This is a genomic window from Mesorhizobium sp. P160927, assembly GCF_057766385.1.
The window spans coordinates 5,661,688-5,684,953 of the sequence record NZ_JBYMDW010000001.1 but is presented as its reverse complement, the minus strand read 5'-3'; the positions used below and the strand labels follow the sequence as shown (position 1 = coordinate 5,684,953).

21 protein-coding genes are annotated in these 23,266 nt (G+C 63.3%); 17 read left to right on the top strand and 4 right to left on the bottom strand.

What is annotated here, in order from left to right; genetic code table 11:
- Window positions 1–293 precede the first annotated feature (293 nt).
- The 6 genes from AC3CB8_RS27865 (at window position 294) to AC3CB8_RS27840 (ending at window position 8,162) form a co-directional block, all read left to right on the top strand.
- Window positions 294–713 (top strand): helix-turn-helix transcriptional regulator, encoded by a 420-nt coding sequence (locus tag AC3CB8_RS27865; protein ID WP_352563753.1) that lies wholly within the window; start codon window positions 294–296, stop codon window positions 711–713.
- 187 nt (window positions 714–900) lie between these two features.
- On the top strand, window positions 901–5,712 hold the full coding sequence (locus tag AC3CB8_RS27860; protein WP_352595541.1) for a YadA-like family protein: 4,812 nt from the start codon (window positions 901–903) through the stop codon (window positions 5,710–5,712).
- 91 nt (window positions 5,713–5,803) lie between these two features.
- The gene (locus AC3CB8_RS27855; protein WP_023770399.1) at window positions 5,804–6,352 is read left to right on the top strand and encodes an invasion associated locus B family protein; all 549 of its coding nucleotides are present in this window, start codon (window positions 5,804–5,806) and stop codon (window positions 6,350–6,352) included.
- Between the two features lie 13 nt (window positions 6,353–6,365).
- Window positions 6,366–7,034, top strand: coding sequence for a hypothetical protein (locus AC3CB8_RS27850; RefSeq protein WP_352563755.1), 669 nt, complete (start codon window positions 6,366–6,368; stop codon window positions 7,032–7,034).
- 46 nt (window positions 7,035–7,080) lie between these two features.
- Window positions 7,081–7,542, top strand: coding sequence for a DUF4189 domain-containing protein (locus AC3CB8_RS27845; protein ID WP_023770397.1), 462 nt, complete (start codon window positions 7,081–7,083; stop codon window positions 7,540–7,542).
- Window positions 7,543–7,616: 74 nt separating this feature from the next.
- On the top strand, window positions 7,617–8,162 hold the full coding sequence (locus AC3CB8_RS27840; RefSeq protein ID WP_352563756.1) for an invasion associated locus B family protein: 546 nt from the start codon (window positions 7,617–7,619) through the stop codon (window positions 8,160–8,162).
- 125 nt (window positions 8,163–8,287) lie between these two features.
- Here AC3CB8_RS27840 and AC3CB8_RS27835 read toward each other — a convergent pair whose 3' ends face one another.
- From AC3CB8_RS27835 to AC3CB8_RS27825, 3 genes are all read right to left on the bottom strand, one after another.
- Window positions 8,288–9,598: an Nramp family divalent metal transporter gene (locus tag AC3CB8_RS27835; RefSeq protein WP_352563757.1), complete on the bottom strand. Its 1,311-nt coding sequence runs from the start codon at window positions 9,596–9,598 to the stop codon at window positions 8,288–8,290.
- Between the two features lie 144 nt (window positions 9,599–9,742).
- Window positions 9,743–11,290 (bottom strand): GMC family oxidoreductase, encoded by a 1,548-nt coding sequence (locus AC3CB8_RS27830; protein WP_023794001.1) that lies wholly within the window; start codon window positions 11,288–11,290, stop codon window positions 9,743–9,745.
- A 153-nt stretch (window positions 11,291–11,443) separates the two neighbouring features.
- On the bottom strand, window positions 11,444–12,115 hold the full coding sequence (locus tag AC3CB8_RS27825; RefSeq protein WP_023770393.1) for a GntR family transcriptional regulator: 672 nt from the start codon (window positions 12,113–12,115) through the stop codon (window positions 11,444–11,446).
- Window positions 12,116–12,284: 169 nt separating this feature from the next.
- On the opposite strand from AC3CB8_RS27825, the gene AC3CB8_RS27820 reads away from it, so the two are divergent.
- The 10 genes from AC3CB8_RS27820 to AC3CB8_RS27775 all read left to right on the top strand — a co-directional run bounded on the left by AC3CB8_RS27820 (window position 12,285) and on the right by AC3CB8_RS27775 (window position 21,675).
- Entirely contained in the window at window positions 12,285–13,121 is an 837-nt protein-coding gene (locus AC3CB8_RS27820) for an alpha/beta fold hydrolase (protein WP_023770392.1), read from the top strand.
- Between the two features lie 44 nt (window positions 13,122–13,165).
- The gene (locus tag AC3CB8_RS27815; RefSeq protein WP_352563758.1) at window positions 13,166–14,305 is read left to right on the top strand and encodes an FAD-dependent oxidoreductase; all 1,140 of its coding nucleotides are present in this window, start codon (window positions 13,166–13,168) and stop codon (window positions 14,303–14,305) included.
- Between the two features lie 67 nt (window positions 14,306–14,372).
- Window positions 14,373–14,963 (top strand): amino acid synthesis family protein, encoded by a 591-nt coding sequence (locus AC3CB8_RS27810; RefSeq protein ID WP_023770390.1) that lies wholly within the window; start codon window positions 14,373–14,375, stop codon window positions 14,961–14,963.
- Between the two features lie 30 nt (window positions 14,964–14,993).
- The gene (locus tag AC3CB8_RS27805; protein ID WP_015315976.1) at window positions 14,994–15,452 is read left to right on the top strand and encodes a YbhB/YbcL family Raf kinase inhibitor-like protein; all 459 of its coding nucleotides are present in this window, start codon (window positions 14,994–14,996) and stop codon (window positions 15,450–15,452) included.
- A gap of 72 nt (window positions 15,453–15,524) precedes the next feature.
- Complete coding sequence (locus AC3CB8_RS27800) at window positions 15,525–16,247, top strand: class II aldolase/adducin family protein (protein WP_352547742.1); 723 nt, start codon at window positions 15,525–15,527, stop codon at window positions 16,245–16,247.
- 113 nt (window positions 16,248–16,360) lie between these two features.
- On the top strand, window positions 16,361–17,998 hold the full coding sequence (locus tag AC3CB8_RS27795) for a GMC family oxidoreductase (protein ID WP_352563781.1): 1,638 nt from the start codon (window positions 16,361–16,363) through the stop codon (window positions 17,996–17,998).
- Complete coding sequence (fhmpcd1, locus tag AC3CB8_RS27790; RefSeq protein ID WP_023770386.1) at window positions 17,998–18,927, top strand: 5-formyl-3-hydroxy-2-methylpyridine 4-carboxylate 5-dehydrogenase; 930 nt, start codon at window positions 17,998–18,000, stop codon at window positions 18,925–18,927. The genes AC3CB8_RS27795 and fhmpcd1 overlap by 1 nt, the downstream gene beginning before the upstream one ends.
- Before the next feature lie 60 nt (window positions 18,928–18,987).
- Complete coding sequence (locus tag AC3CB8_RS27785; protein WP_352563759.1) at window positions 18,988–19,818, top strand: ABC transporter ATP-binding protein; 831 nt, start codon at window positions 18,988–18,990, stop codon at window positions 19,816–19,818.
- Window positions 19,815–20,630: an ABC transporter permease gene (locus tag AC3CB8_RS27780; protein ID WP_023770384.1), complete on the top strand. Its 816-nt coding sequence runs from the start codon at window positions 19,815–19,817 to the stop codon at window positions 20,628–20,630. The genes AC3CB8_RS27785 and AC3CB8_RS27780 overlap by 4 nt, the downstream gene beginning before the upstream one ends.
- A 34-nt stretch (window positions 20,631–20,664) precedes the next feature.
- Window positions 20,665–21,675 carry an ABC transporter substrate-binding protein gene (locus tag AC3CB8_RS27775; RefSeq protein WP_023770383.1) on the top strand — a complete coding sequence of 337 codons (1,011 nt, stop codon included), beginning with the start codon at window positions 20,665–20,667 and terminating at the stop codon, window positions 21,673–21,675.
- Window positions 21,676–21,710: 35 nt separating this feature from the next.
- On the opposite strand, the gene AC3CB8_RS27770 is transcribed toward AC3CB8_RS27775, so the two are convergent.
- Window positions 21,711–22,136, bottom strand: a complete 426-nt coding sequence (locus AC3CB8_RS27770; RefSeq protein ID WP_023781364.1) for a hypothetical protein — start codon at window positions 22,134–22,136, stop codon at window positions 21,711–21,713.
- 99 nt (window positions 22,137–22,235) lie between these two features.
- Between AC3CB8_RS27770 and AC3CB8_RS27765 the strand changes: the two genes are divergently transcribed.
- A complete protein-coding gene (locus tag AC3CB8_RS27765) occupies window positions 22,236–23,264 on the top strand; it encodes a putative B6 ABC transporter substrate-binding protein (RefSeq protein ID WP_031240072.1) in 1,029 nt (342 codons plus the stop codon).
- Window positions 23,265–23,266 lie beyond the last annotated feature (2 nt).

Sequence of the window (23,266 nt, the reverse complement as noted above, 5' to 3'; positions counted from 1 at the left end):
CCTAAACATCATTCCTGAAAGTGCAGGTCCGCTCAGGGCCACAGCGCAAGAAAACGTGATTTGTTCCGTTCGCGGGCCCGGCTCCCAGACATTCCTTGCCAAGGAATACTCGGTAGGAATCGTGCTTGCGCCCATGCAGCCTGCGCATCGTTCACCGTCCGGACGGACCGATCACAGGAACGGGCCCAACGAAGACGCAGGCCCGCATCGGGCAATCACGAATTGTTTTTGGGGGGAACGGGCAGGGAGGCCTCGGGTTGAACTTTGTCTGAGACTTATCAGGAGGCCGAAGAATGCCGGGCGATGATGGTTTCCCCGGGTCGGTTACCCGAATCAATGCGGCACGGCAGCCGGCGCTCACTGCAAAAGGCGGGCTTTCTCCCCGGGCCGCACGCAAGGTGCAGGATTTCCTGCACGAGAACTTCACCCGCAAGCTTGCGCTTGCCGAGATGGCTTCGGTGTGCGGGCTTTCGCCCTCTCATTTTGTGCGGGCGTTTGCCAGGACCTTCGGTGTGCCGCCGCATCAATACATTCTCGACCTGCGGCTGGACCTCGCCGAAAGGCTGCTTGCCGACAGCCGTATGACGATCGCCGACATCGCTCACTCCAGCGGATTTTCAAGCCAGAGCCATTTTACCACCGTGATGAAGAAATACCGGCAGGTGACCCCATTGCAGGCGCGGGTGCAGAAGCTTAACGCCAACATTAGATGAGGCGTCGCTCACATCTCTTCTTGATTACTTTGTTTTAAGCATCAGCTAAAGTAACTAGCCGTTAACCTCCCCCGGGTTGCTCGGCTCTTTGCTGACAAGGCAGCAATTTCGTGAAATACGGCTGAGAGGAATCATGTCTTTCTGATGGCATTGGAATTGATTTTCGTGCCGGCCAGCGGAGGGACCCATGACCGACAATCGCATTTCGAGCGGCTCGCTTCCTGTTCGGCATCGCGCGGCGCACTTCGCCAGTCTGTGGATCGCGAACGCCGATCCCCGCTCTCGCTCGGCTCGCCGCCGCCTGATGGCGGTGCTGCGGATGGCCCATTGCGTGCTCGGCATGCGGCGCAAGCGCCTGGGGCTGGGAACGCTGGGCGTCGGCGGGATGCTCGGGGCGCAGCTTGCCGTGGTGGGGATCATGATCCCGCAATCAGCTTTCGCGCAGGTCGCCATTGGCAACGGTGTTGTGACCAACGTCGCGAACTGCACGACTCCCTCCGCAGGGGGGCAAAGCATTGCTATCGGTTGCGCTAGCACCGCTCCCGGCGCCGCCTCAACCGCCATAGGTTCTAACGCCCACGTGAATGGCAACAACGGCGTGGCGTTGGGCACCGCTATCACCGCTACCGGCGATGCTTCGATCGCGATCGGCTATTCGATGGGTGTCAATGGCCTCAACGCCATAGGCATCGGTGTCTTCGCGAACGCGACCGGTGTCAACGCGCTCGCGGTGGGCGGGAACGCCCGCGCGCTGGTGGACGGAGCGTCAGCCTTTGGTGTCAACAGCACCGCAAACGGCGCGAACGCCGTCGCTCTCGGTTCAACGGCCAGCGCTTCGGGTGGGGCCTCGGTGGCGATTGGGTTGTCGTCCAACGCTTCATCTTCAAATGGTGCGGCCATAGCCATGGGGGTCGGCGCCAAGGCAAACGCCGGAACTGGCGGCGGTTCTCCCGTTGCCATTGGCACGAATGCAAATGCGAGCGGCACCGCTCCTGTCGGCTTCACGTTCGAGGCCGTTGCGCTCGGCACAGCCGCAGCCTCGACGGGGGCATGGTCCGCCGCCGTAGGTTCGAGCGCGTCTGCAACGGCGACCGGAGCCAGCGCCTTCGGCACATCTGCCACGGCGTCGGCCAATCAGTCCACAGCGATTGGTAACGGAGCGGCCGCCTCGGCGACGGGGGCCGTATCCATGGGGTACCTCGCCAAAGCCAGCGCCGTTAATGCAATCGCCTTGGGCCAGGGCGCGGTCGCGAACCAGGTAAACGGTCTGGCTTTGGGTGAGGCCTCCACTGCCAAAGGTGTGAACAGCACAGCAATTGGCGGTGGGTCGGTCTCCAGCGGGCTTCAAGCGGTCTCTCTGGGCATCAACGCGAACGGGGGAGCCGACAACGCAGTTGCGATCGGAACAGCGGCCCAAGCCACCGGTACCTATGGCTTTGCAGGAGGTTGGTCCTCCGTCGCCAGTGCGGACAGTGCCACTGCCCTCGGCAAGTCAGCCGCTGCATCGGCGATTAACTCTGTCGCCGTCGGCTCCAGCACCGTTGCGTCGGGAGCCTTCGGCGTTGCCTTGGGCAACCAGGCACAGGCGCTCGCTGCCGGTGGTGGTGTTGCGGTAGGCTCGGGCGCAATCGTTGCCAGCACCGCGACCTCGGGCGTCGCCGTTGGCAACAACGCAAATTCCAGCGGCGTCAGTTCGGTTGCTACCGGCGCCGGTGCCAACTCCAGCGGCGATTATTCGGTCGCGACGGGTTCCGCAGCCAAGGCCACCGGTGCCCGTGCGTTCGCGGGCGGCCGTTCGGTCACGGCCGCAGGCGACGATTCCATCGCCATCGGCACGACTTCCGTCTCTTCAGGGGCAGCCTCGACGGCAGTTGGAGCGGGCGCGGTGGCACAAGACGTAAACGCGGTCGCCATGGGCACCGCCGCCAGCGCGATCACCGCCGATTCCGTCGCCATCGGCACGGGCGCGGTGGCCGACGGCGGCAAGGCTGTCGCCATCGGTGCGGGCAATACCGCTTACGGCGACGGCGCGGTCGCCATCGGTGATCCCAGCTACGCCAGCGGCACGGGCGCGTTCACCGGCGGCGCCAACAACATCGCCAACAGCGATGGTACGGCGAGCGCCACCGCCGCCAACATGGCCGCTGGAGCGGTTGCCGTCGGCAACAACAACAAGGCCATCGGGCAAGGGTCCGTGGCGCTGGGCAACGGCTCGACGGCGGGCGCCGCCGGTCTCGCCGGCAATGTCGCGCTGGGCAATGGCGCGACGGCGGCGGCAAGCTCCGGCGACGTGGCGCTTGGCTCGGGCTCGGTGACCACGGCGGCGGTCGGCACGGCTAATGCGGTCATCAACGGCACGACCTACGTCTTCCAGGGCACCACCCCAACTTCGACGGTCAGCGTCGGCGCACCCGGCGCCGAACGCACGCTCACCAACGTCGCCGCGGGGCGGATCAGCGCGCTCTCGACCGATGCGATCAACGGCTCGCAGCTCGCCGCAACCAACCAGGCCGTCGACGCCATCGGTGCCGCCATCACCAACATCAATGTCGGCGGCGGCATCAAATATTTCCATGCCAACTCGACCCTGGCGGACTCCCAGGCGCTGGGCACCGATTCCGTCGCGGTTGGCCCCAATGCGGTGGCCAACAATGCCGGCGATGTGGCGATCGGCCTGAATTCGACGTCTGGCGCTACCACCGCGACCGGCGGCGCGACCATCGGCGGCGTCAACTATGCCTTCGCCGGCGGCTCGCCGGCCGGCGCCTTCTCGGTCGGCTCGACCGGCGCCGAACGCCAGATCCAGAATGTCGCGGCTGGGCAGTTGAACGGCGGTTCGACCGATGCCGTCAACGGCTCGCAGCTCTTCGCCACCAACCAGCAGGTGACGCAGAACACCACCGACATCGCCAATATCGGCAGTGGCGTGACCAATCTCGGCAACATCATCGACAACATCGCCGGCGACACCTCGACCGCCTACACCGATGCCAATGGCATCGGCATCCGCTACGCCCGCACCAACGAGGCCGGGCTGGCGCAGACGGACTCCTTCGCACAAGGCGTCGGCTCCACCGCCGTCGGCTACGCGGCGACCGCAACCGGGGACAGCGCGCTGTCGCTTGGCCGCGGCACCCTGGCCAGCATCGACGACAGCGTGGCGCTCGGTTCCGGTTCGGTCTCGGATCGCGCGATCGCTCCCGCTTCCGGGCAGATCGCGGCCGGCCCATCGAACTTCATCCAGTACAACACCACCGACAAGACGCTGCTCGGCGCCGTGTCGGTCGGCACCAGCACTTCGTACCGCCAGATCACCAATGTCGCCGACGGCACGCAGGATCAGGATGCGGTGACGGTGCGCCAGCTCGCCGGCGCCATCGCTGCCGTGTCGGCCACCTCGACCAAATACTTCCATGCAAATTCGACGGCGGGCGATTCGCTTGCGGTGGGCGCGGAGTCGGTCGCGGTCGGCCCGACCACCGTCGTCAACGGCGACAATGGCGTTGGGATCGGCAATGGCGCTATCGTCGATCAGACGGCGCCCGGCGGAACGGCCATCGGCCAGAACGCCCATGTCATGCTGGCCGACGGTATCGCGCTCGGCACCGATTCTCTCGCGGCGGGCGTCCAATCGGTGGCACTCGGCGCTGGCGCGCAAAGCACCTTCGCCAACAGCGTGGCGCTGGGCGCCTCGTCCATCACGACGGTTGGCGCGCAGGCCGGCTATACGGCCTTTGCCCTGACCGCCGCGCAGACCTCGGCCGGCGAGGTGTCGTTCGGCGCCGCCGGGGCCGAACGCAAGCTCACCAATGTCGCGGCCGGCTCGGCCGATACCGACGGCGTCAACGTCTCGCAGCTGCGCGGCGTGTCGCAGAACGTGACCAACCTGTTCGGCGGCGGCACCACGGTCAATCCCGACGGCTCGATCACCGGCCCGACCTACAATATCCAGGGCAACAACTACTCGACCGTCTATGACGGCTTCACCGCCGTCGACAATGCGCTGACCACCATCAACAATGGCGGCGGCATCAAATACTTCCACGCCAATTCGACGCTGGCCGACAGCATCGCCGGCGGCACCGACGCGGTGGCGATCGGGCCGGAGAGCGTGGCGAGCGGCACCGACAGCCTGGCCGCTGGGCATGGCTCGACGGCTACCGGGCAGGGCGCGGTCGCGCTAGGCCAGGGCGCCAAGGCCAACAACACCAACGATGTGGCGCTCGGCTCCGGCTCGGTTTCGCAGACCGCCGTCGGCACCCCCAGCACCACAATCAACGGCAAGACCTACGCCTTTGCCGGCACGGCCCCGGTCGGCACCGTCAGCGTCGGCGATGCCGGCGCGGAGAGGACGATCACCAATGTCGCCGCCGGAAGCATTTCCTCCGGCAGTACCGACGCCATCAACGGTTCGCAGCTCTACGCCACCAACACGGCGATCGAAGACCTGACCAAAACGATCGGCGGCATCGGCGGCACCGTCCAAAACACCGTGCAATACGACACCGTCACCAATCCGGACGGATCGACGACCAAGACCAACAAGATCACGCTGCAGGGCGGCGATCCGAATGCGCCTGTCGTCATCTCTAATGTCGGCCCCGGTGTTGCCGGCACCGACGCGGTTAATGTCAACCAGCTGAATCTGAACCTGGCTCAGAGCAAGACCTATACCGACCAGGTGGCTGTCACGACGTTGCAACAGGCCAACACTTATACCGACCAGAAATTCAGCCAGCTCAATTCCGACATAAGCGGCATCAGGGACGAAGCACGGCAGGCGGCGGCAATCGGACTGGCGGCGGCCTCGCTGCGCTATGACGACCGCCCGGGCAAGCTGAGCGTGGCGGCCGGCGGTGGCTTCTGGCGGGACTCGAGCGCCTTTGCCTTCGGCGCCGGCTACACCAGCGAGGACGGCCGCATCCGTGGCAATGTGTCCGGCACGGCGGCGGGTGGAAATGTCGGTGTCGGCGCCGGGCTGAGCTTTACCTTGAACTGATGCGGGACCCGGGGCGGGAATGAACAGGCGAACCGGCCATGACAGGCCAGGCGCGAATCCGGGAAACCCGTTTGGTTTTCCCGGACTAGCCATGGCATTCCTGACCTGCTTGGCGCTTGCCGGCGGGCTGGCGCCGGCTGCCGCGCAGGCGGCTTCGCCCTATAGGGTCAAGCCGTCCGACGTGGTGGTGCCGCCGGGCGTGAAGCTCGGACAATACCAGCGCACCATCCGTCCCTTCGAGAACTGGACGCTGATCTGCGACGAGAACCTCAAGGCGCGCAAGAAGGTCTGCAACGTCTCGCAGGTGATCGAGGACGGGGCGGGCAAGATGGCGTTCAGCTGGTCGCTCGCCGCCACTCAGGACGGCAAACCCTACATGATCCTGCGCACCGCCCCAAACGCCAGGAGCGATGGGCTGGTATCGCTGAAGTTCGAGGGGCGCGCCGAATCCATCGACGTGCATTTGAACGGCTGCAACGAAATGGTCTGTGTCGGCATGCTGCCGGTGGGACCCCTGATGCGCCAGGAGATAGCGCAGAAGGCGACGCCGGCGATTTCCTATCCGACCGTCGATGGCCAGACCATTACCGTAACCGCAACGCTCAAGGGGCTGTCCGAGGCCCTTGCGCCAGTCAAATAACCGAGGCAGCACCGTGAGCCAGCAAGACCCGTTCATCTCCGCTACGCGCAGCAACCCGACCGTCGAACCGGACCGCAAGAGGACCGTCGAGCCGCCGCGGCGTTGGCCGCGCATCGTCGGATTGTCGCTGTTGGGGCTGATCATGATCGGCATCGGTTTTGCCGGCGCGAACTATGCCGCGATCGCCGGTCTGGTCGGCAGTCCGACGGCCGCACAGGCCGAGGTTGCCGCCGCTCCCGCGCTGCCGGACTCGCCCTTCCTCCAGCACGTGAAGCAGGCTGGCGTGCAGGCCTGCTCGACCGTCTTTCCGGTGCTCGGGCAGCTTTTGACGACCGGCACGAAGTATAGCGTCAAATCCCTGTGGAACGACCAGGCCGCCGACAAGCACGCTGTCCAGGCTTTTGTCGGCATGGACTATGCCACGGACCGTTACAGCGGGCCGGCCGCCGGCGTGGTCTTCGCTTCGCCAACCGCATCGGGCTGCGAGGGGGCGATGGTGCGGGTGGCGCCATTCGCCAGCCCGTGCGCGGACATTCCGTCGGTTTTTCCGCAGGGCAGCAAGATCACGGATCATCTCGGACAGGTCGAAGTGTACGAGCTTGGTGGCAACACGGGCGAAGCCCTTCTGCTGCCGACGGGCAACACATGCGTGGTGATTTCCATCGCATCGGCGGCCAAGTGAGAATGTCAGGCGAATGGGCGAGGCGCCCTGGAAAGGATTGCGGACCATGAAATCGCGACGGTTGACAGTCTTGTGCATGGCCTTGCTGTGGAGCGGACAGGTCGTCTCGGCCGATCTGGCGGAGCCGTCCGAGCCACCGCAGGAGGAGAAAGGCATCTGGGCGGCAATCGCCTACTCCCAAACCGATACCAAATACGGCTTCTTCTGGGGCGCCGACAAACGGCAGGAAGCGAAGGACATAGCGCAGAAATATTGCGAGAATGCTGGTGGAAAGGCCTGCAACGTCGTTACGGTGTTCCGCAATCACCGCCACTGGAAGGACGATGACAGGACCGGATTCCCCTACAAGCATTGCGGCGCGCTCGCCGTGGCCGAAAAGGTGGAGAATCGGTTCACCCCCTGGGGCGTCAATTCAGCCGAAACCCGCCGGGAAGCGGAGGATCTCGCCCTGCAAGCCTGCGAGGCAGGGGGGACCCAATGCAAGATCCGCGAATGGGTCTGTACGTGACGGTAAACACGGCCCTGGAAGCCGCAACTTCGGGGCACTGCACTTGCCCGGCACCCAAGAGAAGGCAGCATTTATTGGTTCGTAGACAGCTTTTCCTGAAGGCAGCCGTGATCTGCGCGGCTGCCTTCTCAGCTTGGGTGCCGGCCGTTTTCGCGCAACAGCAGCAGGCGTCGCTTCCAAATGGCGCATCGTCGCTCCAGGAAACCTATCAGGACTGGCAGCTGGCCTGCGGCATGCAGGACAATGCCCGGGTCTGCACGGTCACGCAGGACCAGACGCAGAAAAACGGCCAGAGGCTTCTGGCCGTGGAACTGCGCGTGGGGCAGAAGGGCGGGCTGATCGGAACCTTGCTGCTGCCCTTCGGCATCCTGTTCGAGCCCGGCGTGATGCCTCAGATCGACGACCAGCCGCCCGTCGGGCCGTTGAAGTTCAGGACCTGCCTGCCGAACGGCTGCGTGGCGCTGTTTCCGATCGACCGGGCGCTGATGCAGAAGCTCAAGGCGGGCAGCGAGCTGAAACTCGACGTCACCACCGCGGCCGACACCAAGCTGAGTTTTCCGGTGTCGCTGAAAGGCCTTGGCGCCGCCCTCGATCGCATGGTCGCGCTGAGCGCACGTTGACGAGAAGATGCTCAGCGGCCCGTCACCGACGATGGTGCCGGTACGCTACTGCCGGCCGATACCCAAGGTCCTGGTTCCCCGCAGGCGCTCAGCATCATACCGGAGCCTGATCCGATCGCGTCATTTCAAAAGATCCATTGCAGCGCGAGGCCGATAACGGACAGTCCCATTGCTGTTGTCGCGAGCCAGCCGAGCAAGCGCAGCCAGCCCTCAACGGGGAATTCGCCCATGATGTCGGAACGCCCGGTCATCAGCATCATGACCACCATTACGGGGACCGCGCATATGCCGTTGATGACGGCGCTCCAGTATAGCGCCTTGATGGGATCGATCGGCGTCAGCATGATCCCCATTCCCAGCGCTACCGCGGCGGCCAAGGTGGCATAGAATGCCATCGCTTGCTTCGGCTTGCGCTCCAGTCCCACTGGCCAGCGGCGCGCCTCGCCGACGGCGAAGGCGGCCGAGCCGGCGAGAACCGGCACGGCAAGAAGGCCAGTGCCGATAATCCCCATCGCAAAAATCACAAAGGCGAATTTGCCCGCGACCGGCTCCAGGGCCTTGGCTGCGTCGGTGGAGGAAGCGATATCGGTCACCCCCGCCTTATGCAGGGTGGCGGCCGTCGTGACGATGATCGCAAGGGCGATCAGGTTCGAAAAGGCCATGCCCACCAGGGTGTCGGCGCGAATGCGCTGGAACGCGCGCGGCGCCTGCCACGGCGCCCATTTCAGCGGCTTGGCCTTTGGGTCGATCTTCTCCTCTTCGACCTCTTGCGATGCTTGCCAGAAGAACAGGTAGGGAGAAATCGTGGTGCCGAGTATGGCCAGAAGCGTCGTGAAGAACGCCCGGCTCCATTCCACGTGAGGAACAAAGATTCCCTTGAACGCCTCGGCCCATGGAATATCAGCCAGAAACGCGGCCACCACGTAGGCAAAGAGGCTCAGCGTTGTCCATTTCAGGACCGTCACGTAGCGGCTGTAGTCGAGAAAGACGATGGCCAAAACGCATGCCACGCCAAACGCAACGACATAGAGCGAGCTTGGGCCGCCCACCAGCAATCGCAGTGCGTCAGCCATCGCGCTCAGGTCCGCCCCGATGTTGATCACGTTGGCGGCGAACAAAAGCAAGGCTACAAAATACATCAGCGGAGACGGGTAGTGCCGGGCGAGGTTGCCGGAAACACCTCGACCTGTCGTCCGGCCTATTCGCGCTGCTATCTCCTGGATCGCGACCATGAGCGGAAATGTGAAGACCATGGTCCAGCCGACATTGAAGCCCAGCTGGGCGCCCGCCTGACTGTAGGTGCCGATGCCCGAAGGATCGTCGTCCGAAGCGCCAGTGATGAAACCGGGCCCGATTGTGCGCAACAATCGCTGGAACGGCCCCTTTGCCCGAAGGTTGCTCTGTTTCCCAGAGACTTCGGCGCTTATGTTGCTCATGCAGGTGCTCCAGAAACGGGGTCCCTTCCGTAATCCGCATGAAGCAAAATTCAACGATCGCCATTCGGTTCCGTTAGCAATCGCTGAAATGCCGTTGTGCCGTGTCGCCAGGTGGTTCTTGCTTTGCCGGCCATATGATATTTCTCAGGCGCGGGATCGCGCGAAGGTCTCGGCGATCGCGAGAACCGCGGCGTGTATAGGTCCGGCGGTGAGACTGGGCATGATCGAAGCGTCGACGACAAAAAGATTGTCGAGCGCCTTGAGCCGCAGATCCGCATCGACGACGGCGTCCGGGTCCTTGCCCGTCCTGCAAGTGCCACAGGGATGATGGTGCGTGATGGCCGACTGCGCGATGAAGTCGTCCATGTCAGCCGCACTGTTCAGGCTGCCTGGCAGGAGTTCGCGCTCGCGCCAGCCGGCGAGTTCATCCCGATGTCCGATCGTCCGGGCTGCCTCGAGCGCCTGGCGAAACAAGACGCGGTCCCGGCCGCTTTGCAAATATGCGGGGTTGATGATCAACCGATCATCGAGCTCCGGTCCGCTTATGCGCACGCTGCCGCGGCTCGCTGGATGGGTGATCCCGAACAGCAGCGTATATGCCGTACCGGCGGCAGGCGCCTGAAAGCTTTCGGAGACGATCGGCGCGACGCCGCAACCAACGACAATTTCGGGCTGACCGGTACCGGTGAACCCGTCGGCGCGCATATAGGCCATCGATTCCGAGTGCTGGAGCCGCGATGGAGGAACGGGCCTGCGGGCCGCATAAAGGTTGCCGGCGCCAAGCAGGTGATCCTGAAGGTTTCGACCGACTTGCGGCATATCGATCAGGCAGCCAACGCCGGCGGCATCGAGCATGTCGTGCGGACCGATGCCCGAGCGCATCAGCAAAGCGGGACTTTCCAGCGCGCCGGCGCAAAGCACAATTTGATCCGCGAGGATTTCGACGGGACCCTGTCGCCCCACGACTTCGAGACCGCGGACCCGATTGCTCGCCAGCTTAAGCCGCCGCACTCGCGTTGCCGTGAGGATGGTGAGGTTCTTGCGGCCTCTAACAGCCGGCGTGAGCCAGGCGTCCGCCACCGTAACCCGCCGCCCATCCCGAATGTTCAGGGAGTTCGGGGTGACGCCGATCATCTCTCCGCTGTTGTGACCTTCAAGACGCGGCAGGCCGAGCGAAGCGCCGGCTTCGACGAACGCGCGCGCGACCGGACTCACCTCGTCGGTCGGCAAATGGACGGGCATTGGTCCGCCCTTGCCGTAAAGGCCGTTACCGCCGAGCGGGTGATCCTCGATAGCCCGAAACACAGGCAGCAATTCATCCCAGCTCCATCTGTTATCGCCAGTCGCGTCGACCCATGCCTGGAAGTCCCGGGGATGACCGCGCATGTAGCCCATCGCGTGCAGGCAACTCGAACCGCCGATCACCCGCCCGCGCGCCCAGCGATGCACCCGGCCCGCGGTCCCAGCCTGCGGCTCCGTGCGATAGTCCCAATCGTAGCCGCGACCCTGAAGTGCCGGCCATGCGGCGGGGTTCCAGATATCGGGATCCGCCGCTTCTTCGCCTGCCTCGATCAGCAGAACGCGGCTGTCCGGCTTTTCGCTCAGTCGCGCTGCAAGCAATGCGCCCGCCGACCCGCCGCCGACGATGACGATATCGGCATCCCGTTCGCGCTCAAAACTCGCCCAGGTCATCATCACTCCAACTGACGCTTGCGTATTTGGATGGTCGGCAAGGGTGGCGCCTGACACGAGGTGGGCCCCCGTATCGAGCTGTTCGCGGACAGTCGTTCCGCGACCTCGTCAAAGGCTTCGGGTCTCAGGCGGAGCAACTGTCTTTCGCAAAACTCAAGTCGCGCTGTCCATGGACATCTTCGCTGCCGCTTTGGCCTTCAACAGGTGATTTTTGGAGGCTTTGCGGGCGGCCTTCTCGTCGCCGGCAGCGATGGATTCGTATATCTCCTTCATCTCCGCCAGGCTGCTCTGTGCCCTGCCATCCAATGACATCGATCGTCCGCGAAAGAAGCTGATCCTGGCCACCAGGCCCCGATGGACCTCCTCCAGGATCGGGTTGCCGCAATTGGCCAGTATGATCGAATAGAAGTCCGCGGCGGTCATGACCTGCGCCAGGCTGTCATTGCTGGACGCGGCCGCTTCGAATGCGGAAAGAGATTTCTCGAGTTCGCGCAACTGCTCCGGGGAAATTCTCGACGCGCATCGTCCCGCGGCCTCGACTTCCAGCAGCTCTCGAACCTCGTAGATGGCGGTTGCCACCTCCCACGTAAGCGACGGTATCGACGGCCCGCGGTTGGGGACGATTTCGATCAGGCGCTCGGCCTCGAGACTGCGCAAGGCCTCACGCAACGAAGGGCGACTGATTCCGAGTTGCGTGCACAGCTGACTTTCGATGAGGCGGCTTCCCGGCTGGAACAATCCGGAGAAGATGGCGAGCCGTAACTTGTCGACGGTCTCTCGTTGAACTGTTCGTGGGGAAATTCGCAAATTCAAATCTGGAGGCATCTCTAACGTCTCATCGGTTTGAGTCGCAATCTCTCAAGCAGCATACGTCACGCCGTGGGAAATAGCCAGATTGTCAAATCTGAAGATTGCAAGAATGTCAGACAATCGGCTTGACGTCCTTCTGGCTGTATGATCCTTTTGACCGAGACGGGCAGTGACGGTGAGGATCATGAACATTGCGGCGGAGATAGCTTGCGACGAATTTGGTTCGCGACGCATCGACACCGGCCGTATTGCCCTGAATGTGCGCGAGGCGGGCAGCGGCCCGTTGATGCTGTTGTTCCATGGTATTACCTCCAATTCCGCGGTCTTCACGCCGTTGATGGCTCGGCTTTTGGATCGCTTCACGACCGTGGCCGTCGACCAGAGGGGGCACGGCCTCAGCGACAAGCCGGAAGGCGGTTACGAGGCGAATGACTACGCCGACGACATTGCCGGCTTGATCCGTACCCTCGACCGGGGTCCTGCAATCCTCGTCGGACATTCGCTTGGCGCGAGAAACTCCGTCACGGCCGCCGTGCGACATCCAGATCTGGTGCGGTCGGTCATCGCAATCGACTTCACGCCCTACATCGAGACCGAAGCGTTGGATGCATTGGAAGCCCGGGTCAACGCGGGAAGCCAGCTTTTCGAGGATACCGAGGCCGTAGAAGCATATCTTGCCGGCCGTTATCCGAACATTCCCGGCGACGCCATCAGGATCCGAGCCGAGAGCGGCTATCATCGGGTCGACGGCGGGCTGCGGCCATTGGCGTCACCCGCGGCCATGGCCCAGACGGCCAAGGGCCTGCGATCAGACCTAGTGCCCGCCTATCGGGATGTGGCGAAGCCCGTCCTCATCGTTCGAGGCGAGGCGAGCAAATTGGTTTCGGCGGCGGCGCTGGCGAAAACAAGCCGGCTGCGGCCCGATCTGCCCGTGGTCGTCGTTCCGGGCGCCGACCATTACGTCAACGAGGTATCTCCCGAGATCACGCTGAAAGCGATCACGAATTTCATCGACGCCTGACGGCCCACCATGCCGTCTTCTTGTACGCAGCATCAGGATAGAAAATGGCCAATGTAAATAAAACCCAGGGTAAGGCGCGCCGTGCCGAGGTCGCTGGCGGCGGCTTTGCCGGCCTGACGGCCGCCATCGCTCTGAGGCAGAACGGTTGGGATGTCAGGCTGCACGAAAAGAGCTCGGAGCTGCGGGCATTCGGGGCGGGCATCTATCTCTGGCACAATGGTCTTCGCGTGCTCGAAGGACTGGGCGCCCTGGATGATGTTCTCCAAGGTTCGCACACGCCCCCGACCTACGAGACCTGGATGCATAACAAGTCGGTTTCCAAGGAGACGTTCAACGGTCTCCCTTGGCGCATCATGACCCGGAGCCACCTGCATGATGCCCTGGTCAACCGCGCCCGCGCGCTGGGCGTCGACATATCGGTCAACTCGGAAGCGGTCGCCGCCGATCCGGATGGCCGCATGACGCTTCAGAGCGGAGAGGTCCTCGAAGCCGACCTGATCGTCGGTGCCGACGGCGTTGGCTCCAAGGTCAGGGACTCCATAGGTTTCAAGCAGGACCGATGGGTTTCCAAGGACGGTCTCATCCGGCTGATCGTGCCTCGCAAGAAGAAGGAACTCGGTCACGGCGAGTGGGACAACACAATAGACATGTGGAACTTCTGGCCGCGCGTTCAGCGGATACTCTACTCGCCCTGCAACGAGAATGAACTTTATCTCGGCCTCATGGCGCCAGCCGCCGATCCGCGGGGATCGCAGGTGCCGATCGACCTTGAGGTCTGGGTCGAGATGTTCCCTTTCCTGGAGCCGTGCCTGGTCGAGGCGGCGAAGCTGAAAACCGCCAGGTACGACAAGTACGAAACGACCAAGCTTGACAGCTGGACAAGAGGCAAGGTCGCCCTGGTGGGAGATGCCGCCCATGCGATGTGTCCGGCTCTTGCCCAGGGCGCCGGTTGCGCGATGGTCAATGCCTTCAGCCTGTCGCAAGATTTGGAGACTGGCTCTTCGGTCGAGGACGCGCTCGTCGCGTGGGAAAAGCGCATTCGCCCGATCACCGATCGCTGCCAGGCCCTGTCCGGCGACTATGCGGCGAACCGCTCGCTCTCGAAGGGAAACATGTTCACGCCGGCGGCATTGGAAGCAGCCCGCTACGACCCGCTGCGCGGCGTCTTCTCATGGCCGCAGTAGCATCGGACGAGCCGCTCAACGAATTAGTCGGCGCGCGCGCAAGCTGCGCTCCCTTCAGGAGACCAAGATGAACTATTCCAGTGAAGTCGAACGGGATTACGATGTCAGGGGTTGGTACGCCTCGGTCCAGGAAAGCCGGCATGATGGCGGCGAGCCTGGCGAGACTCTCGTCAAAGTCGCGACTGGCGTGGTCATCCGCAATCCGTTCGCCGGAAAGTTCGTCGCCGAACTGTCCGACCTTACCAATCCCAGTTCAGCCATCGGTCATGCGCTCGGCGAGCGGGCCGTGGCGCTGCTCGGCAACAGGCCGGTCGAAAGCTATGGCAAGGGTGGTATTGCTGGCACATCCGGCGAGCAGGAACATGTCGTGGCCTGCATCACCACGGTGTTCGGAGATCCGCTTCGCCAACAAGTGGGCGGCGGCAAGGCCTGGATCTCGTCGGTCAGCAAGGTCGCCGCAGCCGGCACATCCATCGATATCCCGCTTGCCCATAAGGACGAGCTCTACATCCGTTCCCACTATGATGCTGTCACATTTTCCGTGCCGGATGGCCCGCGCCCCGATGAGCTTTTGATCTGCGTGGCCGTCGCATCGGGTCCGCGCGTTCATCAGCGCGTAGGGGGCAAATCCGTCGCCGACCTCAAGGCCGGTGTCTAGTTCGATCGAAATTGGCGAAGGACGAATTCCATGCCCCTGAACATCAAGGACCTCAAGATTACGTCGGCGGATTTCAAGCCGCTCGGGAAGTTGCGCGACGAGCATGCCGGCGACAAAGGTAATGTGTTGCCCAGGCTTACGGTCAGCGGCGTCCCCGCAGGCACGAAGGAACTCGCGGTCATCTGCCATGATCCCGACGCTCCCTTGCCCAACGGCTTCACGCATTGGGTCGTCTACGGCATCGATCCGTCGACGACCGATCTTTCGGACGCGCAGGAGAAATTTCGCGTCGGGCCAAACGGCGCCGGCGGCAAGCAGTATTACGGGCCCCAGCCGCCTGCAGGCCATGGAGAACATCACTATTACTTCTGGGTCTATGCCCTAGACACCAAGGTCGAAGGGACGCCTACCAGGGAGGAGTTCCTGCAGAAATATGCCGGAAACATCATCGAGCAAAATCGGATCGTCGGCCTCTACGAAAACAAGTGAAGTCCGCGGCATCGGCGACCGATAACAAGAATAAAAATGGTCGCCAGCGCCGCGCAATGGGAGAATTTGGATATGAAAGACAACAGCCCAGCGCACCAGACGGTCTTCGAAGAGCTGGTCACGGCGACGAAGATCCTTCTGAACGAAGGCATCATGGATACGTTCGGGCATATCAGTGCCCGTGCCCCCCAGGATCCCCAAAGCTTCTTCCTGGCGCAGAAGCTTGCTCCGAGCCTGATAACGGTCGACGACATCCAGTGTTTCAATCTCGACGGCGAGACGTCGGACAATCGCCCGTCCTATCTTGAGCGCTACATTCACAGCGAGATCTACAAGGCGCGGCCCGACGTTCAGTGTGTGCTCCACACCCATTCTCCGGCTGTCCTGCCGTACTGCTTCGTCGATACGCCGCTTCGGCCGGTCACCCACATGGGAGCTTTCATCGGCGAGAAAGTCCCGGTCTACGAGATTCGCGACAAGAATGGCGACGAGACGGATCTCTTCGGCGGCAGCCCTGGGATTTGCGCGGATATCGCCGAAAGTCTCGGCAACCAGACAGTGGTGCTCATGGCTCGGCATGGCGTCGTCAATGTCGGCAACTCCGTGCGTGAGGTCGTCTTCCGGGCGTTCTATCTCGAGCAGGAAGCGGCAGCGCTCACGGCCGGCCTGCGGATCGGCAATGTCAAATATCTATCGCCGGGCGAGATAAAGACGGCAGGAAAACTCGTCGGCGCCCAGATCGATCGAGGATGGAATCACTGGTCGCAGCGTCTGAGAGAGGCCGGCCTGGCCTAGTGCCGGCCGCCTTGAGGAATACCTAGTCCATCCGGCCGTGGCCGGGATGGTCCAGGCTCGGCTTCAATAGTTCCCTGGCGCAGGAGCGCCGGACCAAGGCAATGAAACGCACCATGCCGCACACGGAAAGTTACGACTACATCATCGTTGGCGCCGGATCGGCCGGTTGCGTGCTCGCCAACCGGCTGAGCGCCGACCCCGGATGTTCGGTGCTGCTGCTCGAGGCCGGCGGCTGGGATCGCGACCCCATGATCCACATACCGCTTGGCTGGGGCAAGATCCTGACCGAGCGCCGCCACGACTGGATGTATTTCTGCGAACCGGAAGACAATGTCGGCGGACGCAGGGTCGAGTGCGCCCGCGGCAAGGTGATCGGCGGGTCTTCATCGACCAACGCCATGGCCTATGTGCGGGGAAATCGCGGCGATTACGACCGTTGGGCGGCCAGCGGGCTCCGTGATTGGTCATACGACATGGTGCTGCCCTATTTCCGCAAGCAGGAAAGCTGGGAAGGAGGCGCGAACCACTTTCGCGGCGGCACTGGCCCGGTCAGCACCCAGTTCTGCCGTTACAAGGACCCGCTGATCGACGCCTTTGCGCAAGCGAGCGTGCAGGCAGGATATCCACAGACGGACGACTACAATGGTGAGCGACAGGAAGGTTTCGGCCGCCTCCAGATGACGATCTCGAACGGTCGGCGCAGCTCGACCGCGTCCGCTTATCTGCGGCCGGCCCTGAAGCGGCCCAATTTGACTGTCCTGACCGGAGCGATGGCGACAAAGATCACGCTGGAGGGCACGCGCGCCGCCGGGGTGGTTGTGAACCATGGCGGCGGCCAACGGTCGGTCGTCGCCCGCAAGGAAGTCCTGCTCTCGGGCGGCGTCGTCAACACGCCGCAACTTCTGATGCTGTCCGGCATAGGGGCGCCAGAGGAACTCGCGGCGCACGGTATCCAGACGCGGGTCAACCTGCCGGCTGTCGGCAAGAACCTGCAGGATCACGTCTCGGTCATCCTCATGTACCGGCGCCGCGGGCCGGGCGGCCCTTTCCTTCGCAACATGCGTGCTGATCGGATCGGGTTCGATTTCGCCAAGACCTACTTCACGGGACGAGGGTTCTCGGGAGATGTGCCAGGCGGGGTGGTCGCGTTCCTGAAAAGCGGCCCGGAGCGTCCGTTGCCGGATGTGCAACTGCTGTTCACGGCCGCCCCGCTCGCCGCGTGGCCGTATTTCGAGCCGTTCAAGGCGCCATTTCCGGACGGGTTCGCCACACGGATCGTGGCGACACAGCCTGAAAGCCGGGGCGCGGTGAAATTGGCCTCGGCCGATCCTCTCGCGGCGCCACTGATCCACCAGAATTTCCTCGCCTCACCGAAAGACTGGGAGTCGCTTCGGGCCGGCTTCCGAGTGGCGAGGGACCTCGCGTCGCAGCCCTCCATGCAGCCCTTCATCGAGGCGGAGTTTTTCCCTGGCCCGAAGTGCCAGAGCGACGATGAGATCGATGAGCATATCCGCAAGACCTCCATCACCGTGCATCACCCGGCGGGAACCTGCCGGATGGGCGCCGACGCGGCCTCGGTCGTCGATCCGCAATTGCGGCTTCGCGGCGTCGAGGGCCTGAGGGTGGTGGACGCTTCCGTCATGCCCGACCTGGTCTGCGGAAACATCAATGCGGCGGTGATCATGATCGCCGAGAAAGCGGCCGATCTCATCGCGGCATCAAAAGCAGCAACGCAAAGCAGGGCAGCATAATGATCCAGCGTATCGCCATCATCGGTCTGGGTACGATGGGGCCTGGCATGGCCGCTCGGCTCGCCAGGGGCGGCCTGCAGGTCGTCGCCTACGATGTTGCCCCGGGCGCGATCGAGCGCGCGGGGTCCATGCTGGGCGTGGCCGAGGGCGTTCTCGACGCCCTGGGTATCGCGGTGCCTCCGGCCGGCGCCGGAACGGTCCGCTTCACGGATGACATTGCAGACGCGGTATCGGGCGCCGACCTCGTCATCGAGAACGTTCCTGAAAACATTTCGATCAAGGCCGATGTCTATCGCACGATCGACAGCCTGATCGCATCGGACACGATCGTGGCGTCCGACACGTCGGGCATCCCGATCACCAAGCTGCAGGCGCACATCTCCCATCCCGAGCGGATGGTGGGCATGCACTGGTCGAACCCGCCGCATATCATCCCGATGATCGAGGTGATCGCCGGTGAAAAGACCGCGCCGCATATCGTGACGACGATTCGCGACCTGATCCGCTCGATCGGCCTCTTGCCGGTGGTGGTGAAGAAGGATGTTCCGGGCTTCGTCGAAAACCGCGTGCTCTATGCGCTGCTGCGCGAGGCGGTCGACCTTGTCGAGCGCGGTGTCATCGAGCCGGAAGATCTCGACACCTGCGTGTCCTGGGGCATCGGCTACAAGATCGCCGTGATCGGGCCGATGGCGCTGCTCGATATGGCGGGCCTCGATATCTACAAGTCCGTCTCGTCCTTCCTCAACGCCGATCTCTCCAATCGCGACGATGTCGCGCCGATGGTGTTGGAAAAGACGAACGCGTCGAAGCTCGGCATCAAGTCGGGGGAGGGCATGTTCTCCTACACGCCCGAGCAGACAAAGGCGCTGCAAGGCGAACGGGCGCGCAAGCTCGTCGCGGTGCGGCGCATCCTGGAGGGCCGGGAGTAGCCATGGCACATCGTGCTCACAAGGCCGGTCGGGCTGGGGCGCCGCATGGAGGGCCAAGCCATGCGTGTTGAAACCATTCGGGCAGCCGGCGGCCGGCCGGCCCATATACGTCACGACGACCTGATCTCCGCCAAAGGCGTTTCGGTTGTCATGGCCAGGCAATTGGTGCTGCAGAACATCGATCTTTCGGTACCGAAGGGCTCGTTTGTTTCTCTCATTGGGCCTTCCGGTTGTGGCAAGAGCACCTTGCTCAAGGTGCTGGCCGGACTTGTAACTCCGACAAGCGGCAGCGTTTCGATCGCCGGGCTTGCGCCGGTCGAGGCGGCGCGCAAGCGCATGATCGGCCTCGTCTTCCAGGATGCCAACCTTTTGCCGTGGAAGAACGCCGTCGACAACGCTTCCATGCTGCTCGGAATCGCCGACAAGTCGCTTTCGCGCGCGGAACTACGGGCGCGCGGCCAGGAGATGCTTGAACTGGTGGGCCTGGGAGACAGCGCCCACAAGCGACCAAACGAATTGTCGGGCGGCATGCGCCAGCGCGTCGCGATCGCGCGGGCGCTGGCGCTCGATCCGGCGGTGCTGCTGATGGACGAACCGTTCGGCGCGCTCGACGCCATCACCCGCGACCAGATGGGTCAGTCGCTGCTGGAGATCTGGCAGCGCACCGGCAAGACCATCGTTCTTGTCACCCACTCCATCGACGAGGCCATTCACCTGTCTCGCCATGTTCATGTGCTGGGGATCAAGCCAGGCCGGATCACCGAAAGCCTCGACATTGGACTGCCCTATCCGCGCGATCTGTCGGTGACGGAAGATCCGGAGTTCGTCAGGCTGGTGGTTCAACTGCGCACGATGCTGCGCGCCAGCCACCAACCTGGAGGCGCGTCATGAGCGATCAACCCCTCACCCACCCCTCCGACTCGCGGCGCGCCCCCGGCTGGGTGGCCGCGACCGGGAGCTGGCTGCCGGCGGTCATACTTTTGCTGGCGACGATCGTCGTATGGGAGGCCGTGGTGCGGATTTTCGCTATCTCCGCCTTCATCATTCCCGCCCCGTCAGAGATCGCGCAATCGCTGGTCGCGCAATGGGCTACGCTGATGCAGGCGACACTGGTGACGGCCGGCGAGATCCTGTTCGGGTTCCTTGTCTCCGTCGTGGTCGGCGTCGCCATTGCGCTGGTCATCGTGCGCTTCGACTGGCTGGGGCGAGCGCTTTATCCGCTGGTGGTGCTGTTCCAGAACGTGCCGAAGGTGGCGCTCGCGCCGATCTTCATTCTCTGGTTCGGCTATGGGCTCGCGCCCAAGATCGGGCTGATCCTGGTCATCGCCTTCTTCCCGGTGACATTGTCGATGCTGGCGGGCATGCAGTCGGTTGACCGTTCGCTGCTGTCGCTGATGAATTCGGTCGGCGCCAGCCCGACGCAGATCCTGTTCAGGATCCGCGTCCCGCATTCGCTGCCCAACCTGATGGCGGGAACCAAGATCGCGGCCACGCTGAGCGTGATCGGCGCCATTGTCGGCGAATTCGCCGGCGCCTCGGACGGCTTGGGCTACGTCATCCAGTTCGCCTCGACCCAGCTCGACACCGCGCTGGTCTTCGCGGCGCTGCTGCTCGTCTCCGTGCTCGGCATCGCCTTCTACTACGCCGCCGAAATCCTCGAACGCATCGTGGTGCCATGGGCACCGAAATTCAGCCAGGCTTAGGCCGATCAACCACCGTCAATAAAAGGGAACAAAAATGCTGAGACGCTCACTTATCAAGGTAGCAACGCTCGCGGCCTTTGCCGGCGCGCTTGGCTTCTCGAACGCGGCGCTGGCGGCTGACAAGGTCACCGTCCAGCTCGATTGGGTGGTGCGTGGCAACCACGCCATGTTCTTCGTCGGCAAGGAAAAAGGCTTCTTCGCCAAGAACGACATCGACGTCGCCGAAATCCGCAAGGGTTCGGGTTCGCCGGATGCCATGCGGTTGGTGGGCAACGGGAACGCGGATTTCGGTTTCGGCGATCTTCCCACGCTCGCCGTGGCCCGCTCGCAGAGCGTTCCGGTGGTGGCGTTGGCCGCCGTCAACCAGCACTCGCCGCTGGCAATCATGTCGCTCGCCAAGACGGTGAAACTCACCAAGCCGGCCGATCTCAAGGGCCTGACCATCGGCATTCATCCAGCTGGCTCGACCTACATCTTCTTCAAGGGTTTCCTGGCGGCTAACGGCCTGACCGAAAAGGACATGACGCTGAACAGTGTCTCGCCGCCCTATGAAAGCTATCTGCTTCTCGGCCGGGTCCAGACGGTGGTCGGCTATGTCGACGCCGAGGTTCCCGAACTGGAGGCCAAGGCGGGTGGTCCCGGTTCGCTCAGCATCATGATGGGCGCCGACCATGGCTGGAAGGCTTATGGCTCCGGCCTGTTCACCTCGGAGACAATCATCAAGGACAAGCCGGACGTCGTTGCGCGTTTCGTCAAGGCTTATAGGGAAGCCTTCGACTATGTCGTCGCCCATCCGGAAGAAGCCGCCGAGATCACGGCAAAGGCTGCTCCAGGCTATGCCGACAAGAAAGATGTGCTGCTGGCGCAGATCAACGCCGATATCGCCTCCACCTTCACCAGCCCCGACACCAAGGACCATGGCCTCGGCTGGATGACGAAGACGCAGTGGGAGGAAACGCTGAAGACGCTCACCGACCAGGGCGTGCTCAAAGCGGCGCTGTCGGCCGACGATGTCTTCACCGACAAGTTCCTGGCGAAGGAATAGGGCACGATGGCGCGGACCGACCGATCAATGAGCCCCTACCGGCATGCCAGGCTGTCCTGCTCCATGCCGCAGGACACCTCGCGCTCGCCTTTGGCGGCGTCGGTTCGGTCGAGCGCGATCTGCACGCGCGTGGCATATGCGCGACCCGCCAGGCCACACCACAGGCGCTCGACCGGCAGGTTTTCGCGCTTGTCGTTGAGAATGGTGAAGGTGCCGGTCTTGGGATCGAACCAGAGTTCGAGGCGAGCGCTCATGCCCGGCTCTATCGTGGCGATCCCTTCTGAATACCAGTGGGCAAAATCGGCGTTGCAGGACACGCCTTCCTGGCCGGCATTCGAAATCGTCAACGGCACCATGTCGAGCCCATCGGTGCCCTTGCGGACGATCACCTGGTGCAACTCAACCGCGTTGGCAAGCGATGTGAACGCCAACATCACGGGGAGAACGTAACGGATTTTCACTTTGCCTGAGCTCCATGGGTAGTTTTCTCAGGCAGTCTATCTCGCTCGTGCGCAATAACAATAAAAATATTGATTGGAAAAGCAAACAGAGAGGGTAACATGTTAAAGATCCTGAAGAGCAGCGTAAGTGCATTAATACTGTCTGGTATCTTGATGGGCGGCGCGCTTGCCGGCGAAGTCAAGTCGATCGCCATCCTCACGCCTGAAGAAGGCACCGACTATGGCTGGAACCAGCAAGGCATCGATGCTGCAAAAGCAGCCGGCAAGGCAGCCGGCGTCGAGGTGGTCGTGGCCCAGGGCCTCGGCTATGGCGATGTCCGTCCGACGCTGCGCGAACTCGCATCCGACGGCGCCAGCCTGCTGATCGCGCATGCCAGCGGCTACAACACCTCGGCGCCCGAGATCGCCAAGGAACTGAAGGTTCCGGTAGCGATCGTCGACACGCCGAACGGGTTGGAGAAAGGCCTCGTCGCCGACTACACGCTGAGCGGTCACCAGGGTGCCTATCTGGCCGGCCGTCTCGCCGCCAAGATGTCGCGCTCGAAGTCGGTCGGCATCGTCGTCTCCGGCGAACCGCCATCGTGGAACTCGCAGTCAGCGGCTTTCGCGCAAGGGGTGAAGGCGGAGAACCCGGACGTCAAGATCACCTATGCGGTGATCGGGCCGGCCGCCTACAGCGACGCGGCCGGCGGCAAGCGCGTCACCGAAAGCGTTATCGCCTCGGGCGCCGACATCATTTTCGGCCAGGGCAACGGCTCCAGCTTCGGCATGCTGCAGGCGGTGGAGACGACCAAGGCAGCGGATGGCGGCAAGGTCTATTTCATCGACGTCATCGGCGACAAGTCGCCAATCGACAAGGGCTTCCTGCTGTCGTCGGTGGTGTGGAACATCGAACCGGTCTACGCGGCGATGATCGCCGACCTGAAGGCCGACACGTTCGGTACCAAGCATTATTCGATCGGCCTCAAGGACGATTCCGTGCAGCTCCTGAAGACCGCCGCCATCCCCGACAAGGTCTGGAGCGAAATCCAGGCGCTGCGCGAGGACGTCATCTCCGGCAAGATCAAGGTCGAGCCAGTCTTTGACGCTGCCGCCGTCAGGGCGCTGATGACAAGCGTCGCCCAGTAGGG